Origin of the sequence: Curtobacterium phoenicis (assembly GCF_047238015.1) — a bacterium.
Classification (GTDB): domain Bacteria; phylum Actinomycetota; class Actinomycetes; order Actinomycetales; family Microbacteriaceae; genus Curtobacterium.
In genome coordinates this window covers 1,744,989-1,760,396 of sequence record NZ_JBDFLZ010000002.1, presented here as the reverse complement: position 1 = coordinate 1,760,396, position 15,408 = coordinate 1,744,989, and the positions used below count along the sequence as shown (strand labels likewise).

Sequence of the window (15,408 nt, the reverse complement as noted above, 5' to 3'; positions counted from 1 at the left end):
GGGCTCAGGCCCCGAGCACCGCCCGCACCACCGACCGGAACACGTTGGCCGGAGCGTCCGCCGAGAAGGTGGTCGCTCCGGCTTCCGTGCGCCCGACCCGGGCGAAGCCGTGCCCGTCGGCGTGGACGATCGTCACGGGGTGCTGCGCCCCCGGTCGCCGCAGGTGCGAGACCGTCCAGGGCGCTGCCCAGAACCGCGCGAGGCGCGGGTCGCCCTCGACGAGGTCCGACGGCAGGTCCGGAGCGGTGTCGCCGCCGTCCAGGCGGCGTGCCACCAGGTCTGCCCGGACCGCACCCGTGCGGAACGGGAAGGTCCACACCGGGCGGACACCGAGCCTCCCGGCCATCAGCGCGACCACCTGCTCGGCCGGGACGGCGGCGACCACCTGCTCGGCCGTCCCGTCGACGACGGTGCCGCCCCAGGCCTGGAGGCGCGACTCGCCGCTGTCGGGCAGCCGCTGTTCCAGGGTGGTCGGCTGGGTGTCCTCGGCCCAGGGGCCGAGGAGGGACTGCGTGGCCTCCGGCAGCGTGCCGAGGCGTCCGACCAATCCGGCGTCGATGAGCTCGCGGCCGGCGGGGCTGCGGAGGAGGCCGGGGTTCCAGCGTCGTCCGGCGAGGCTCCGGAGGGTCGTGACGGCCTCGGGGGTGAGTCGTGGGCCGTCGAGTCCGGCGGCAGCGTGAGCGTCCGGGAGGGTCTCGAGGTCACGACGCGGGCGTGCCTCGGTCGGCTCGGTCGCACGGACGGTGTCGAGCACGGCGAACACGAGGTCGTCCGTCGCGAGCATGCGGGCGAGCGGCCGCTCGATCGTGAGGTCGACTCGGTGTCGTCCGGTGACGAACACGAGGTGTGCTCCGGCGACGGCGCCGTCCTCGTCGGGCCGGACGTACTCCACGAGCCGTGCGGGAGCGGCGGCGGTCGTCCAGACGTCGACGCCGACGAGCAGCAGGCCGTCGACCGAACCGGGGAGGCGCTCGAGGAGGCTCGTGTGCTCCTCGGCGATGGTGCGGTCGCTCGGGCGGGAGCGGACGGTGAGCACCACGTCGTCGCCGGCGACCCGGAGGTCGGCCTGCGGGGCGTCCTCGCGGCGCCAGGCGTCCGGCCGGCGGAGCGTGAGGCGTGCCGTGCGGTCCTCGGTGCCGAGCGGGACGGGGACTGCCATGCCTCCGAGGCTACGGGGGCGTCCCCGGGAGGTCGGGTGCGGCGCGCCGGGCGCAGGCCGCAGCGACACGCTGCGCGCGGTCGCGCGCTCGCGTTCAGCGGCGTCGGGCGGGCGGGGGCGGCACGGGCTTCGCGGCCACGACGTCGGCGAGCGCCACCTCGACGGCGCCGCGGCGGGTGTCGATCGTCACCGTGGTGTCCGTCCTCCCGACCAGCTCGCCGAGGGCGTCCCGCGCGCCGTCCTCGTGGTGCGCGCGGACGACGAGCCGGTCGCCGAGCTCGGCGTCGTGCAGCACACCGAGCGCGAGGGCGCGTGCGAGGGCGGCGGGGTCGGTGGTCACGCTGCCCAGGGTAGGGCGGGCGCGGCGTCGTAGGGTGTCGGGATGGAGAAGGCACGGGTCGACAGCTGGATCTGGGCGGTCCGCATCACCAAGACCCGCTCCGCCGCCACGGCCGCGTGCAAGGCCGGCCACGTCCGGGTGAACGGGGAGCGTGCGAAGCCCGCGCAGCCGATCGGCCCCGGCGACGAGGTCCGGGTGCGCCAGAACGGCTTCGACCGCATCGTCGTGGTGCGCGGGATCATCCTCAAGCGGACGAGCGCCCCCGAGGCGGCGAAGCACTTCGACGACAGGACCCCGCCGCGACTCCCCCGCGAGGAGGCCGGGTTCGTGCCGCAGCGCGACCGGGGTGCCGGACGGCCGAGCAAGCGGGAGCGCCGCGACCTCGAGAAGCTCCGCGGCTACTGACGCCTGCCGCTGCTCAGACGAAGCGGACGGTCTGCTGCAGGCGGTCGCGGACGTCGAACACGTCGACCGACCCGACGGGCGAGAGGGCGCCGGAGAGCACGTACGCCAGGGCGCTGCGCTTGACGACGAACGCGGTGGGCTTCCGCTGCGAGCCGACGAGCTGGACGTCCTCGTCGACCGCGGAGTCCGGCACGACGAGGATGCGGCCGGTGAAGCGCACGCGGGTCTGCTTCTGCACGGCACGGGCGGCGCGGACGAGTTCCTTGACGGGGCGCTCTCCCGGCGCGAGGGTCTCGCCGACGATCTCGCCGCCGTCGACCTGCACGGGGCCGCCCCAGTCGATGGACTCGAGCGCCCACAGTCCGGAGCTCGTGAGCACGGCGTGGTCGAGCTTGCCATCGGGTCCGGCGTCGAGGTCGTGCCAGACGGTGACGCCGATGCCCATGTCCGCGACGATCGACGCCGTCGCCTCCTCCGCGAGCGCCTCCGCGAGCAGCCGTCGGATGTGCCGGGGTGCGGAGCGGATGAGCGCGGGGTCGTACGGGTCCTCGATGGGGTCCCCCAGGCCGACCCACTCGCGTTCGGCCTGCAGGAAGACCTCGCGCGACCGGCCGCCGGGGTGTCCGTGGGAGCGGGCACGGGGGCGGGAGTCCCGACGAGCCGACGGGGGTGCGTAGGCGTCGCGCGGCGATCCGTGCCTCCAGGCCGAGGAGCCGGATGCTGCCGATCCGGCCTCGTGCGTCGGGGCGGAGCCCGGGCGGGAGCCGGCGTCGTAGGCGCGGCGGGCGGCGGGGGTGCCGATGCGTTCCCAGGCGAGCTGGACGCGTCGGAAGGACTGGGGGTCGCCGCCGAGGTCGGGGTGGGACGCGCGGGCAGCCTTCCGGTAGGCGCGGCGGAGCTCGTCGTCGTCGGCGGTGGCGGGGACGCCGAGGACCTCGTACGGGGTGGCGTCGGCCGGGCTGTCGGTCATGGCCCTGCGACATTACCCGAGGGAGCGTCGGGGTCAGCCGCACACGCGCTACGTGCTGGCTGGGGACCGCGGGCCCACCCGGGCGCGCGGTGCGGGTCAGGCGACGGCGAACGTCACCGGGGCGCCGAGCCAGCGAGCGTACCGGTCGGCGGCGGCCTCGAGCGAGCGGACCGCTGCAGGGTCGAGCGGGGCGAACGGGGTGACCGTCACGCGGACGCCGGAGGAGCGCTCCGCCCGGGTCCACGTCCCCACGACGACGCCGCGGACGACGGCCATCGGCAGGAAGATGCCGTTGCCGCCCGGCACGACGCGGTCCTGGTGCGCGACGGGCAGCTGTGCGGAGCGGTCCGCGTAGCCGAGCAGGTACTCGTCGAACCCGGGGAGCAGGTGACCGGTGGGGACACCGCCGACGGACGGGCGGTCGGCGAGGGCGAGGAACCCTCCGCCGAGGTGCTCGACGGCGTCCCCGGCGGCCGCGATGCCACGGCGGACGTCCCCGAGCGGGAGCTTCGTCCACGCGGCCGTGTCGGTCTCGGTGACCGGTCCCCGTCCTCGCAGGTGCCCGGTGACGACCCGACGGAGGGCCTCGTCGCGGTCGGGCACCGGTTCGGTCGCCGGTGCCCACTCGTCGAGCAGCACGATGCCCTGGCCGACCCGGGCGGTGGGGCCCCAGACGACCAGTCCGTCGAGGGCGAGGCGCAGCAGGAGGTGGTAGCCGCGGCCTCCGGCGGGGTCGATGCCGACGGCGCGCCAGTGGTCGAAGAGCTCGTCGCGGACGAGGGAGCGGCCACCGCCGAGTGCGCCGACGGTGGCGTCCCGGGCCGTGCTGACGAGTGCTTCGTCGATCCCCAGCTCGGCGGCGCGGCGGACGATCGAGCGGACGGTGCGGTCGGCCGTGAGCGAGGCGATCAGCCGGAGGTCTTCCGGGCGGAGGGCGTGCAGGGTGCCGCGCATCGGCCAACCCCGGACGAGCTCGCCGCGGTCGAAGGCGGCCCGGACGTCCTCGCGGGTGCTCCCCGGTGCGCGGACCCCGATCGCCCAGAGCACCTGACCGAGGTCCTGCCCCTGCACGGCCGTCATGCGTGCGACCGCGGCCGTCGGCGTCCTGCCGGGGACGCCGATGCCCTGCGCGGCCAGACGTTCGGCCCGGAGTCGCGCAGGGGTCGGCGTCACGGACACGAGCGGCAGCGCTTCTCCGTGGTCAGGCGACCGCGGCGGCGATCACTTCCGCGTGCTCCTCGATGAACGCCACGTCGGCGCGGTAGAGCTCGACGTGCCCGTGCGCCAGGTCGCTGACGAACTTCGGGTCGCCGGCCGCGGCCTCGGTCTCGATGGTGGTCACGAGTGCCACGAGCGAGGACACCATGGTGTCGACGAGGACCGACCGTGAACGCGCGTCGAGGCCGTACGCCCGGCAGAACTCGGCGGCCCTCCCGAGCCGGAGGTCGAGCGACGCCGTGCCTCCCTCGACGATCCCGGTCGTGAACGGCGCGAAGCGGTACACGGCACTCGCGACGTCCCAGACCCGAGGGCCGGGGTGCGCCGTGTCGAAGTCGATGATGCCGACGGCCGCGATGCCGTCGTAGACGCAGTTGTAGGGCGCGAAGTCACCGTGCACGATCGTCTCGACGGGGGCGCGCTCCGCCTGGGACCACACGTCGGCGTCGCTGCGGGGGAAGTCGGCCGCGGCGTCGTGGTAGTGCCGGAGCATGCGGGCCGTGGTGACGAGCGCGGCCTCGCTCGCAATGTCCTGGGTCCAGGGGTAGTCCCCCGCGGTGCCCGGGACGAACGACACCGTCTCGAGGGCGTCCCCGAGGGAGATCGGCTCCGGCACACCCACGAACCCGTGCCCGTGCACGTGTTCGAGCAGCCGGTGGACGGTGGGCGTCCACGGGCCCGCCGGGCGGTGGACCCGGTCGTCTGCCCTGGTGATGCGTTCCATCAGGGAACCTCCTGTCGGACGTCGTCGTTGACGTCGGGGCCAGCGTATCGGCGGAGTCCGAGGCGCGCCGCAATCGATGTCGGGCCGTCACGGGACCGTCATCCGCTCGAAATGCGTGCAGCGTTGCATGCAAGGCGTAGTCTGAGTGACCGTGACGTCTCCGATCAGCACCGCGGCCGCGTCCGACCGCGCCTACGACCACGTCAAGCGCGCCGTCATCCGCGGCGACCTCCCCGGCGGGGCCGCGATCAGTGAGAACGCGCTCTGCCAGGAGATCGGCGTGTCGCGGACACCGGTGCACGAGGCGTTCCTGCGCCTCGCCGCCGAGGGCCTCATCACCCTCGAGTCCCGGAAGGGTGCCGTCGTGCGCCCGATGTCCCCGAACGAGGCGGTCGACGTGCTCGAGATGCGGGAGGCGATCGAGTCGACCGCCGCGACCCGGGTCGTCACCGACGGTCGTGCGGCGGAGGTCCTGCCGAGGCTGCGGTCGATGCTCGCCGAGCAGGAGGACGCGGTCGCCGCCGGTGACGTGGACCACTTCGTCGAGGTGGACGCCGAGTTCCACGGGGCGGTCATCGAGGCCTCGCGGAACGGGATCGCGATCATGTTCGCGCGGACCCTGCGCGACCGCCAACAGCGGCTCCGGCACCACCTCATGCGGCTCCGGCCCGAACAGCTGCAGGCGTCGCTCGACGACCACCGCGCCCTCGCCGCCGCGCTCGGCGCCGGCGACGCCACCGGGTACGCCGAGGTCCTGAGCGCCCACGTCGCGTCACACCGGGGCGCCCTGTGAGCACGGCCGACGCGACCACCGGCAGCGTGCCCACCACCGGCAGCGTGCCCACCGCCCGCAGCGCGCCGACCACCGGGTCGGTCGCCCAGCCGCGGGAGCGCAGTCGCGTCCTGCCGTGGGTCGCCGCCTGGGGTGCCGTGTTCGTGTGTTCCTGGGGCGGCAACCAGTTCTCGCCGCTGCTGCTCATGTACGAGCAGCGGCAGCACTACTCGTCCGTGCTCGTGAACGTGTTCCTCGGCGTCTACGTCCTCGGGCTCGCCCCGGCGCTGCTCGTCGCGGGATCGCTGTCCGACCGGCACGGCCGCCGTCCGCTCCTGCTCGTGGGCATCGGCACCGCCGTCTTCGGGAGCGGACTCCTGGCACTCGGGCCGTTCGGTCCCGCGTTCCTCGCCGCCGGGAGGCTCTTCTCCGGCGTCACGGTCGGCATCGCGATGGCGGTCGGCAACAGCTGGGTGAAGGAGCTCTCGCAGGGCCGCTTCGACACCCGCGCGGACGCCGGCGCCGGAGCCCGACGCGCCTCGCTCGCGTTCACCCTGGGGTCCGCGTCCGGAGCGCTCGTCGCCGGGGTCATCGCCCAGTGGGGTCCGATCCCGGAGGTCCTGCCGTTCCTCGTGCACATCGCGGTCGCCGTGCCGTTCGCCGTCATCGTCTGGCGCGTCCCGGAGACGAACACGACCGGAGGGCTCCCCGGTCCCTGGTGGCGCCAGCTGCGCGTCCCGAGCGCGGGTCACCGTCGCTTCACCCGCGTCGTGCTCGTCGCGGCGCCGTGGATCTTCGGCTCTGCGGCGATCGGCTACGGCTACCTCCCGACGCAGCTCGCCGACGCGACCGGCACGTGGGGGCTCGTGTTCGCCACCGCCGCGACCGTCGTCGCCCTCGGCGTCTCGAGCGCGGTACAGCCGGTCGCGAAGCGCGTGCACTCCGTGACGTCCGCGCGGGGCCTCGTCGTGGCCCTGGCGCTCATGACGGTCGGCATCGCGGTCGTCGCCCTCGCGATCGTCCGGCAGTCGGTCTGGATCGGGCTCGGCGCGAACGTCGTCATCGGCGCGGGCATCGGTCTCGCGCTCGTGTCGTCACTGCTCGAGGTCCAGCGGATCGCCGGCCCGCGCGACCTCGCCGGGTTGACCGGGGTCTTCTACGCTGCGGCGTACGCGGGCTTCCTCGTGCCCGCCGTGATCGCCGCGGTCGCGGGGTTCGTGGCCGTCCCGGTGGTCCTCGCCGTGGTCGTCGTGCTCGGCGTGGTCTCGTGGGTCGCGATCGCGGTGTCGTCCGGGAGGCACGTCCCGGCCTGAGCACGCCGACCCGCGCCGGCGGTCGGTCACCGACACAGCCGCGGCAGTACCGGGACGCCGTCTTGCGTTCCGCAGGTGGCGGTTCCGGTGGGCGATCCCCGTGCTCCGCCCACCGGGACTGCCCCGCCCCGTACACCCCCGCGGTCCTCCAGCGGGTCGCGACACGGACGGCTGCTGACGCGGCCGACACATGCCCTCTTCTTCGCGAGTGGCCGATCCGGTGCACGATCTCCGGGGTTCGTGCACTGGATCGGCCACGGCGCAGAGCGGAGTCGCGTCCGCACCGTCCCGGCCTGCCGAGCCGTGCGTCGCGACGACCCACGATGGGGCGGCGCGCTGCGGAGCGACAGGGGCCGGCGCAGCCTTCGCCGGGGCGACACGCGGCGGGTCAGTCCCGTGGGGGGATCGGCAGGCCAGTGCCGCGGGCGGATCGGCAGGCCAGTGCCGCGGGCGGATCGGCAGGCCAGTGCCGCGGGCGGATCGGCAGGCCAGTGCCGCAGGTCGGTGCGTCCGGTCAGCACGGCACGTCAGCGCGACCGGCCGACGCGACCGACCGACGCGGTTCGTCAGCGCAGTGCGTCAGCGCGGCAGCGCGTCCCGCAGCCACGCCGGGCCGCGGACACCCGCGCCGAGCGCCGCGACGCGGGAGCGCAGCTCCCGGTCCGCCGTCACGACGACCACGGGCGCGTCGCCCGCCGCGAGTGCCTGCTCGGTCGCGCCGACGATCGCGTCGTCACCCGACGCCGGTGCGCGCACCACCTCGACGGGTCGGGGGGCCGTGTCGGGGGTGGGTCGTGCCTCCCGGGCGTCTCCTTCGAGCACCACAGTCCATCGCGGCCACCAGCGGGCGAACGGGAGGTCGAGCTCGTCCGAGGCGACGCCGTCCGCGGCGAGCGCCGCGACGCCGTCGACGAGGCGGGCCGCGGCGCCGGCGCGGTCCTTCCACCAACCGTCGGGTCGGCTGCCGACGACGTTCGCGGCGTCGACGACGACCCGTGGCGTGGTGTCGAGGGACGCGCGGAGCGCCGGCCACGAGGCACCGAAGCCGGGGTGGAGCGGCAGGTCGCCGACCTCGTCGACGGGGACCCAGGACAGCGCGAGGCTCTCGCGGTCGGCGATCACCGGCTCGAACGGCCGGGAGGCGCGCCCCACGACGGTCGTGTAGGTCCAGAACCCGAGGTCGAGCACCGCGGTGTGGCGGAGGTCGATGCCGTCCTCGGGGACGCCCGCCTCCTCCGCGGACTCGCGGAGTGCTCCGGTGACGGCGTCCTCGCCCTGGTGTCGGGCGCCGCCGGGGATGCCCCAGGTACCACCGTGGTGGCTCCACTCGACGCGGTGCTGCAGGAGCACCCGACCGGAGCCGTCGTCGACGAGGAGGCCCGCTGCGCCGAAGCGACCCCACGCCTTGGTGCCGTCGGGGCCGATCGCCCACGCGTCCCCAGGGTCACGAGGGCCCGGCGGCGGCCCGGGCGGCGTCGAGCCGTCCGCACCGGGGAGGCGGTTCACACCAGGGTCTTCGGGCACCGTCCCACCTTCCCACACGGGCCTGTCCGTGTGACCGCTCCGGGTCACGGAGCGTCGTGTACGGTGACGATCGAGACACGGGGTGCCGCGACCGCGGCTGAGATCACACCCGTCGAACCTGCTCGAGCTCGTACTCGCGAAGGGATCGTCCATGCGCACTGCTGCGCCCGTACCCACCACCGCTGCGCCGGACCTCGTGCTCTGGTGCGCCGACCTGCTCGAGGCCGTCCGCGCCCGGGCACCGCTCGTCCAGTGCGTCACGAACACCGTGGTGCAGAACGTGACGGCGAACGTGCTCCTCGCCGTCGGGGCCTCCCCCGCCATGGTCGACGTCCGCACCGAGGCCGGCCCGTTCGCCCGGGTCGCCGACGCGCTGCTCGTGAACACCGGCACGCCGCACGAGGAGGCCGCGGACGCCGCCGTCGAGGCAGCGACCGCGGCCGCCGGCACCGGGACGCCCTGGGTGCTCGACCCCGTGGCGGTCGGATCGCTCCCCGTCCGGACGGCCCTCGCGCGTGCGCTGCTGGCGCTCCGGCCGACCGTCCTGCGGGGGAACGCCTCGGAGGTGCTCGCCCTGCTCGACGGCACGACAGGTGGCCGCGGGACCGACGCCACGGCAGCCGCGGACGACGCGAGGGCCGCCTGCCGCGGATCGGCCGGGAGGCACGCCGGGGCCATCGCCGTGTCGGGTCCGGTCGACCTGGTGGTCACCCCCGACGGGACCGCCGTCCGGGTGGCGAACGGCACCGACCTGCTGACCCGGATCACGGGCGGCGGGTGTGCGCTCGGTGCGGTGGTCGCCGCGTTCGCGTCGGTGACCGTCGACCCCGGTGACGCCGCCGTGGCCGCGACCGTGGCGTACACGGTGGCAGCCGAACTCGCCGCGCGGGACGCCGGCGGTCCGGGGACGTTCCAGCCGCTGTTCCTCGACCGGCTCGCGTCCCTCACCCCGGAGGACGTCGTCGAACGGTCCCGTGTGCGCGTCGAGGACGGCACGGCCGCGGCCGACCCCAGCGCTGCCGGGCCGGCTCGGAGCGTCCGGTGATCCCGGCTGCTCACACGGCTCGGGACGGCCTCGGGGTGTACCTTGTGACGGACACCGTGCTGGCCGGTCGACACGGCCGCGGGGTCCTGGGTGTCGTCCGGGCCGCGGTCGACGCCGGGGTCCGCACTGTGCAGGTGCGGGACAAGCACGCGTCGGCGCGGGAGCTCCTCGGTCTGGCGGCCGCCGTGGCCGACGCCGTGGGTGACCGGGCGACGGTGGTGGTCGACGACCGGCTCGACGTGGTGCTCGCCGCACGACACGCCGGACACCGCGTCGCGGGCGTCCACCTCGGCCAGTCGGACGTGCCGGTGGGAGTCGCACGCGCCCTGCTCGGACCTGCGGCGCACGTGGGTCTGACCGCGAACACGCCGGAGCACCTCGCGGCCGTCGGTGCCCTGCCGGCCGGCACGGTCGACCTGCTCGGTGTGGGCGTCGTGCACCCCACCACGACGAAGACCGACCACCCCGCGCCGCTCGGCGTCGACGGGTTCGGCCGGATCGCCGCCGCCACCGATCTGCCGTGCGTCGCGATCGGCGGCGTCGGCCTCGACGACGTCCCGTCGCTCCGCGCCGCCGGAGCGGCGGGGGTGGCCGTCGTGTCCGGCATCTGCGCGGCCGCCGACCCCGGGGCGGCCGCTGCCGCATACGTGACCGCGTGGCGGACCGCAGCGGACCAGCCGGCTGCACCGCGCCTCCAGGGAGGTGTCCGATGACCGTCCCGAGGGTCCTGACGATCGCCGGGACCGACCCGACGGGCGGCGCCGGACTCCAGGCGGACCTCAAGGCGATCGCCGCCCACGACGGCTACGGCATGGGCGTCGTGACCGCGCTCGTCGCGCAGAACACCACCGGCGTCCGCGCCGTCCACTTGCCGGCGACGACGTTCCTGCGCGAACAGCTCGACGCCGTGTCGGACGACGTGACGATCGACGCCGTCAAGGTCGGGATGCTCGGGACCGCCGAGGTCGTGTCGACGGTCACGACGTGGCTCGCCGAGCACCGGCCGCCGGTCGTCGTGGTGGACCCCGTGATGGTGGCCACGAGCGGCGACCGGTTGCTCTCCGTCGACGCCGAGACCGCGCTCGCGGGGCTCTTCGCGCACGCCGACCTGCTCACGCCGAACCGGGCGGAGCTCGGTGTGCTCGCCGACCTCGCACGGCGGACGTCCGGCGCGGGTGCGACCGCCGCCGAGGGCGACACACCCGACCTCGCGGCGGGCGACGGGCCCGGTGGCGGTGTGCTCGGGGACGCGGCGCTCGTCGCCCGGGCCTGGGAGGTGCTCGTGCTCGCGAAGGGCGGCCACGACGACGGCCCGACCTCGGACGACGTGCTCGTCGGCCCGGACGGGCGCTCGCGGGTGTTCCGCGGACCGCGGGTCCGGACGGCGAACACCCACGGCACCGGCTGCTCCCTGTCGAGCGCGATCGCCACGCTCGCCGCACGGCACGGTGACTGGGAGCTCGCGGTCGGGGTGGCCAAGCGGTGGCTCACGACCGCGCTCGAGCACGCCGACGCGCTCGACGTCGGCGCCGGCAACGGTCCCGTCGACCACGGTGCCGCGGTGCGAGCCGCACTGCCGCGCGTCCCGTGGACCGCGACGTGGTGGGAGGACGTCGCCGACGTGCGCGAGGCGACCCTGGACGGTGCGTTCCTCCGTCGCCTGGCCGACGGGACCCTGTCGTCCGCCGTGTTCGACGCGTACCTCGCACAGGACGTGCACTACCTCCGGGCGTACCAGCGTCACCTCGCGACCCTGGCCGACCGGTCGTCCGGACCGGCAGCAGCGTTCTGGCGCACTGCCGCCGAGGGGTGCGCGGCCGAGGCACGCGACCTGCACCACCGGCGTCTCGGGGACACGCACGCGGACGATCCGGTGCACCCCGTGTGCGCCGGCTACCTCGCGCACCTGCAGGACGCGGCGGACTCCGGCTCGACCGCCGTGCTCGCGGCCGCCGTGCTGCCCTGCTTCCGTGTCTACGCCTGGGTCGGGACGCGGTTGGGCATCGCGCCCGCGGACCACCCCTACGCGGACTGGGTCACGGCGTACGGCGACCCGGGCTTCGCCGCGGCGAGCGCCGAGGCCACCGAGCAGGTGGAACGCCTGGCCGCTGCGGCGACACCCGAGGAACGCGGGCGGATGGCGCGTGCCCACCGTCGGTCGACCGCGTGGGAGGAGGCGTTCTTCCGGATGGCGGTGTGACCGTCGACGGCCGGGCCGCGACCGTCGACGCCCGGCGCCGTCAGCGCGGGGGCAGTCGGACGAGCTCGACGGTCAGCTCCCGGCCGTCGACCGTCCCGCGCATCCACGTGTGGTCCGGCTGGCGGCGGCGGTCGGTCGGCGAGCCGGGGTTGAGCAGGCGGAGTCCGGTGTCCGCGACGGTGTCCCAGGGGATGTGCGAGTGGCCGAACACCAACACGTCGACGTCCGGGAACGCGGCGGCGGCGCGGCGCTCCCGACCGGTCGCGGCGCCGGTCTCGTGCACGGCCGCGAAGCGGAGGTCCTCGACGGCGAAGCGGGCCACGAGCGGGAGCCGGTCGTCGAACTCGGGGCCGTCGTTGTTGCCGCGGACCCCGACGAACCGTCGGGACCGGCCGGCGACGGCGTCGAGGGTCGCCAGGTCCACCCAGTCCCCCGCGTGCACGACGAGGTCCGCTGCGTCGATGTCGTCCCAGAGCCCTGCCGGGAGGTCCTTCGCGCGCTTCGGGAGGTGGGTGTCGGACAGCAGGACGAACGCGGTCGTCACGACGATTCGCCGCGCGCCGGCATCGGCAGGCCCGCCTCGTCGGCGGTGCCGAGGCGTTCGAGCAGTCCGGCGAGCAGGGCGATGTCGTCGTCGGACCAATCGGCGAGGCGTTCCTCGAGGGCGTCGCGGTGCAGTCGGACCGACCGCTCGAGTGCGGCGCAGCCGGCCTCGGTCGCGACGAGCGGCTTCGCGTTGCCGGTGCCGCCGTCGGTCGTCCGCACGAGGCCCGCCGCCAGGAGCCCGGAGAGCTGCCGGGAGATCGTCGACCGGTTCAGTCGCAGGTAGCGGGCGATGTCGATGGCCATGCAGCCGGGGTGCTCGACGATGAAGTCCACGAGGGACTGGTCCACGATGCTGAGCACCTTGTCCGACCCGCGCGCCCGGATGCTGGCCCGCCTGGTGATGCGGGAGAGCTCGGTGTAGGCGCGTCCGACGTCGGCGTTCCGGACATCGGACCTCGGGTGGTCCATGGTGGCTCCTGCCTCTCGAGGCCCTCTCGCACCGGCTCGTCCCGGTACCGTGCGGTCAGAGGATACCGATCGGTCGCTGACCGGCCGTCCAGGCCCCGCCGTCCGCCGGTCCGGACGAGGGCAGCCCCGCCGTCTCAGCTACCGGCGGCCGCGGCCTGCAGCGCCGCGATGTCGAGCTTCCGCATCTGCATCATGGCCTGGTACACGCGGGCGTTCGCGGACGGGTCGCCCGAGCCGGTCATGAGCTCGCCCATCATCGAGGGGGTGACCTGCCACGCCACACCCCACCGGTCGAAGAGCCAGCCGCACATCGACGGCCGTCCACCGTCGGCGAGCAGCGCGTCCCACACCCGGTCGAGCTCCTCCTGCGTGTCGACGTCGACCTGGAACGACACCGCATCGCTGTGCGGGTGTCCGGGGCCGCCGTTCATCGCACGGAACCCCCGACCGAGCAGCGTGAACTCGACCACGAGCGCGTCGCCGTCAGGGGTCTCGGCGACGCTGTCGATCCGCGAGTCGGGGAACAGCGACACGTACAGCTCGGCCGCCTGTCGGGCCTGGTCGTCGTACCAGAGGAACGGGGTGATCGCCGTCACGGTCTGCTCCTGCTCTCGGTGCCGTCCGGTCCGGTCAGTCCGCGACGCCGCGGCTGAGGAGGTCCGCTCGTTCCGGGTGTTCGTCGAACCACTGCCCGACGAACCAACACATCGGGACGACGCGCTTGTCGGTGGTCCGCTCGACCTCGTCGATCGTGTGCGCGACGAGTGCCGCCGCGTAGCCGTGTCCCCGGTGCTTCGGCACGGTGTACGTGTGCGGGAAGGCGATCGCGTCGCCGTTCTCGCGGTAGTCGAGGACGCTGACGAGCTCGCCGTCGACGTACATGGCGTAGCGTTTCTCGTCGGCCTCGTGGCGGAACTCCTCGGTCATGCCGCCATCATGCTCCACCGACGGCGTCCTGCCCGCTCTGCTGCGGTCCAGCGTGGGAATGCGTCCCGTCGCCGCGCGTTGCGTCCTGCATGACCACGATCGGCATCATTGGAGCAGGCAACATCGGATCCCAGCTGGCACGCCTCGCCGTGCAGCACGGCCACGAGGTGGTGATCGCCAACTCTCGCGGCCCGGAGACCCTCACGGACCTCGTGGACGAGCTCGGCCCGACGGCCAGGGCAGCCACCCGCGACGAGGCTGCGGCCGCCGGCGACATCGTCGTCGTCACGGTCCCGCTCGCCGCGATCGAGACGATCCCCGCCGAGCCGCTCGCCGGCAAGGTCGTCATCGACACGAACAACTACTACCCGCAGCGGGACGGGCACATCGCCGAGCTCGACGACGAGACCACGACGACCGCGGAGATGCTCCAGGCGCACCTGCCCTCGTCGCACGTCGTCAAGGCGTTCAACCACATCGGTGCGGCCGACCTCACCGGACACGCGAGCCCGTCCGGCACCCCCGACCGCCGCGCACTCGTGATCGCGGGCGACGACGAGGACGCCAAGCGCACCGTCACGGACCTCATCGACGCGTTCGGGTTCGACGTCGTCGACGCCGGTCCGCTCGCCGAGGGCTGGCGGATCCAGCGGGACACCCCCGGCTACGGACCGCGGCTGACCGCGGCGGAGCTCCGCGAGGCGCTCGCGTCCGCGAAGCGCTACCGCGACATGTAGGCGGTCGCCACCTGACGGACCGGAGGCTCGGTGCCAGCTGGCACCGAGCCTCCGGTCCGTCGTCCGCTCGCGTCACGGACGCGGCGACGCGCCGTCGAAGATCACCGTCATCTCGGCCACGTCGTCCTCGGAGGGCGACCACGCCGTCCCGGCCTCCGCGTTCTGCGTGATCTGCTCCGGCTTCGTGGCACCGGCGATCACGCTCGACAGGCCCGGCTGCGCGAGGAGCCACGCGAAGGTGCCCTGCAGCATCGTGACGCCGCGCGCGTCGCAGAACCGCTGGAACTCGTCGAGCACGTCCCACGGCGCGTCCGCGAGCAGCTGCGGCTTCGCGGTGCTGAGGCGCCCGTCCGCAGGGCCGCCCGCCTTCGTGTACTTGCCGGTGAGCAGGCCGTTGTACAGCGGGAAGTACGGCAGGAACCCGAGCGCGTAGGCCCGGACCGCCGGCAGCACCTCGTCCTCGACGGCACGGGCGAGCGGGCTGTACTCGTTCTGCGCGGACACGAACGGCGTCGTGCCGGCGATCGATGCGGTGAGCTCGGCCTCGGCGATCTGCCACCCCGCGAAGTTCGAGTGGCCGACGTAGCGGATCTTGCCCTCGCGGACGAGGTCGTCGAGGACGGAGAGCGTCTCCTCGATCGGGGTCACCGGGTCCGGGCGGTGCATCTGGTAGAGGTCGATCCAGTCCGTCCCGAGGCGCCGGAGCGACGACTCCACCGCGAGCCGCACGTACCGCCGGGAGCCGCGCACGCCCCAGTCCGGCCCGTTCGCGCCCTGCATGTCGAGGCCGAACTTCGTCGCGAGCACGATCTCGTCGCGGCGCCCGGCGACGGCCTTCCCGAGCATCTCCTCGCTGAGGCCGGGCCGTCCGCCGTAGACGTCGGCGGTGTCGAAGAGGGTGATCCCCGCGTCCAGGGCGGCACCGACCACGGCGTCCGTCCCCTCCTGCGACTCGGAGGCGGTGCCCGGCCGCCCGAAGTTGTTGCAGCCGAGGCCGACGGTGGACACGACGAGCCCAGAGGGCCCGAGCGGACGGTGTTCGATTCCGGTCATGCCCCGA

18 protein-coding genes and 1 riboswitch are annotated in these 15,408 nt (G+C 74.5%); of the genes, 7 read left to right on the top strand and 11 right to left on the bottom strand.

Annotated elements, in window-relative coordinates:
- Positions 1-4: 4 nt before the first annotated feature.
- A complete protein-coding gene (locus tag ABC270_RS08630; protein ID WP_412880407.1) occupies positions 5-1,159 on the bottom strand; it encodes a hypothetical protein in 1,155 nt (384 codons plus the stop codon).
- 94 nt (positions 1,160-1,253) lie between these two features.
- Positions 1,254-1,499 (bottom strand): hypothetical protein, encoded by a 246-nt coding sequence (locus tag ABC270_RS08625; RefSeq protein WP_412880406.1) that lies wholly within the window; start codon positions 1,497-1,499, stop codon positions 1,254-1,256.
- A 42-nt stretch (positions 1,500-1,541) separates the two neighbouring features.
- Here ABC270_RS08625 and ABC270_RS08620 point away from each other — a divergent pair, with 42 nt between their 5' ends.
- Positions 1,542-1,904, top strand: a complete 363-nt coding sequence (locus ABC270_RS08620) for an RNA-binding S4 domain-containing protein (protein WP_412880405.1) — start codon at positions 1,542-1,544, stop codon at positions 1,902-1,904.
- Between the two features lie 13 nt (positions 1,905-1,917).
- Here ABC270_RS08620 and ABC270_RS08615 read toward each other — a convergent pair whose 3' ends face one another.
- The 3 genes from ABC270_RS08615 to ABC270_RS08605 form a co-directional block, all read right to left on the bottom strand.
- A complete protein-coding gene (locus tag ABC270_RS08615) occupies positions 1,918-2,874 on the bottom strand; it encodes a J domain-containing protein (RefSeq protein ID WP_412880404.1) in 957 nt (318 codons plus the stop codon).
- Positions 2,875-2,970: 96 nt separating this feature from the next.
- Positions 2,971-4,047 carry a winged helix DNA-binding domain-containing protein gene (locus ABC270_RS08610; RefSeq protein WP_412880403.1) on the bottom strand — a complete coding sequence of 359 codons (1,077 nt, stop codon included), beginning with the start codon at positions 4,045-4,047 and terminating at the stop codon, positions 2,971-2,973.
- A gap of 28 nt (positions 4,048-4,075) precedes the next feature.
- Complete coding sequence (locus tag ABC270_RS08605; RefSeq protein WP_412880402.1) at positions 4,076-4,816, bottom strand: phosphotransferase enzyme family protein; 741 nt, start codon at positions 4,814-4,816, stop codon at positions 4,076-4,078.
- Between the two features lie 151 nt (positions 4,817-4,967).
- On the opposite strand from ABC270_RS08605, the gene ABC270_RS08600 reads away from it, so the two are divergent.
- Together ABC270_RS08600 and ABC270_RS08595 are read left to right on the top strand one after the other, a co-directional pair.
- Positions 4,968-5,609, top strand: coding sequence for a GntR family transcriptional regulator (locus tag ABC270_RS08600; RefSeq protein ID WP_412880401.1), 642 nt, complete (start codon positions 4,968-4,970; stop codon positions 5,607-5,609).
- Positions 5,606-6,901 (top strand): MFS transporter, encoded by a 1,296-nt coding sequence (locus tag ABC270_RS08595; RefSeq protein ID WP_412880400.1) that lies wholly within the window; start codon positions 5,606-5,608, stop codon positions 6,899-6,901. Before ABC270_RS08600 ends, ABC270_RS08595 begins: the two co-directional genes overlap by 4 nt.
- Before the next feature lie 579 nt (positions 6,902-7,480).
- Here ABC270_RS08595 and ABC270_RS08590 read toward each other — a convergent pair.
- Positions 7,481-8,425 carry an NUDIX domain-containing protein gene (locus tag ABC270_RS08590; RefSeq protein ID WP_412880399.1) on the bottom strand — a complete coding sequence of 315 codons (945 nt, stop codon included), beginning with the start codon at positions 8,423-8,425 and terminating at the stop codon, positions 7,481-7,483.
- A 68-nt stretch (positions 8,426-8,493) separates the two neighbouring features.
- Positions 8,494-8,588, top strand: a riboswitch (TPP riboswitch).
- Between ABC270_RS08590 and thiM the strand changes: the two genes are divergently transcribed.
- The 3 genes from thiM (at position 8,577) to ABC270_RS08575 (ending at position 11,670) form a co-directional block, all read left to right on the top strand.
- Positions 8,577-9,470, top strand: a complete 894-nt coding sequence (gene thiM, locus ABC270_RS08585) for a hydroxyethylthiazole kinase (protein WP_412880398.1) — start codon at positions 8,577-8,579, stop codon at positions 9,468-9,470. (Overlaps the previous riboswitch by 12 nt.)
- Positions 9,467-10,183 (top strand): thiamine phosphate synthase, encoded by a 717-nt coding sequence (thiE, locus tag ABC270_RS08580; protein WP_412880397.1) that lies wholly within the window; start codon positions 9,467-9,469, stop codon positions 10,181-10,183. Before thiM ends, thiE begins: the two co-directional genes overlap by 4 nt.
- A complete protein-coding gene (locus tag ABC270_RS08575; RefSeq protein WP_412880396.1) occupies positions 10,180-11,670 on the top strand; it encodes a bifunctional hydroxymethylpyrimidine kinase/phosphomethylpyrimidine kinase in 1,491 nt (496 codons plus the stop codon). Before thiE ends, ABC270_RS08575 begins: the two co-directional genes overlap by 4 nt.
- A 40-nt stretch (positions 11,671-11,710) precedes the next feature.
- On the opposite strand, the gene ABC270_RS08570 is transcribed toward ABC270_RS08575, so the two are convergent.
- The 4 genes from ABC270_RS08570 to ABC270_RS08555 form a co-directional block, all read right to left on the bottom strand.
- Positions 11,711-12,214: a metallophosphoesterase family protein gene (locus ABC270_RS08570; RefSeq protein ID WP_412880395.1), complete on the bottom strand. Its 504-nt coding sequence runs from the start codon at positions 12,212-12,214 to the stop codon at positions 11,711-11,713.
- Positions 12,211-12,684, bottom strand: coding sequence for a MarR family winged helix-turn-helix transcriptional regulator (locus ABC270_RS08565; RefSeq protein ID WP_412880394.1), 474 nt, complete (start codon positions 12,682-12,684; stop codon positions 12,211-12,213). The genes ABC270_RS08570 and ABC270_RS08565 overlap by 4 nt, the downstream gene beginning before the upstream one ends.
- Positions 12,685-12,818: 134 nt before the next feature.
- Positions 12,819-13,280 (bottom strand): VOC family protein, encoded by a 462-nt coding sequence (locus ABC270_RS08560; protein WP_412880393.1) that lies wholly within the window; start codon positions 13,278-13,280, stop codon positions 12,819-12,821.
- A gap of 34 nt (positions 13,281-13,314) precedes the next feature.
- Positions 13,315-13,611 (bottom strand): GNAT family N-acetyltransferase, encoded by a 297-nt coding sequence (locus ABC270_RS08555; protein ID WP_412880392.1) that lies wholly within the window; start codon positions 13,609-13,611, stop codon positions 13,315-13,317.
- An 89-nt stretch (positions 13,612-13,700) separates the two neighbouring features.
- Between ABC270_RS08555 and ABC270_RS08550 the strand changes: the two genes are divergently transcribed.
- A complete protein-coding gene (locus ABC270_RS08550) occupies positions 13,701-14,348 on the top strand; it encodes an NADPH-dependent F420 reductase (protein ID WP_412880391.1) in 648 nt (215 codons plus the stop codon).
- 72 nt (positions 14,349-14,420) lie between these two features.
- On the opposite strand, the gene ABC270_RS08545 is transcribed toward ABC270_RS08550, so the two are convergent.
- A complete protein-coding gene (locus ABC270_RS08545; RefSeq protein WP_412880390.1) occupies positions 14,421-15,401 on the bottom strand; it encodes an aldo/keto reductase in 981 nt (326 codons plus the stop codon).
- Positions 15,402-15,408: the final 7 nt, after the last annotated feature.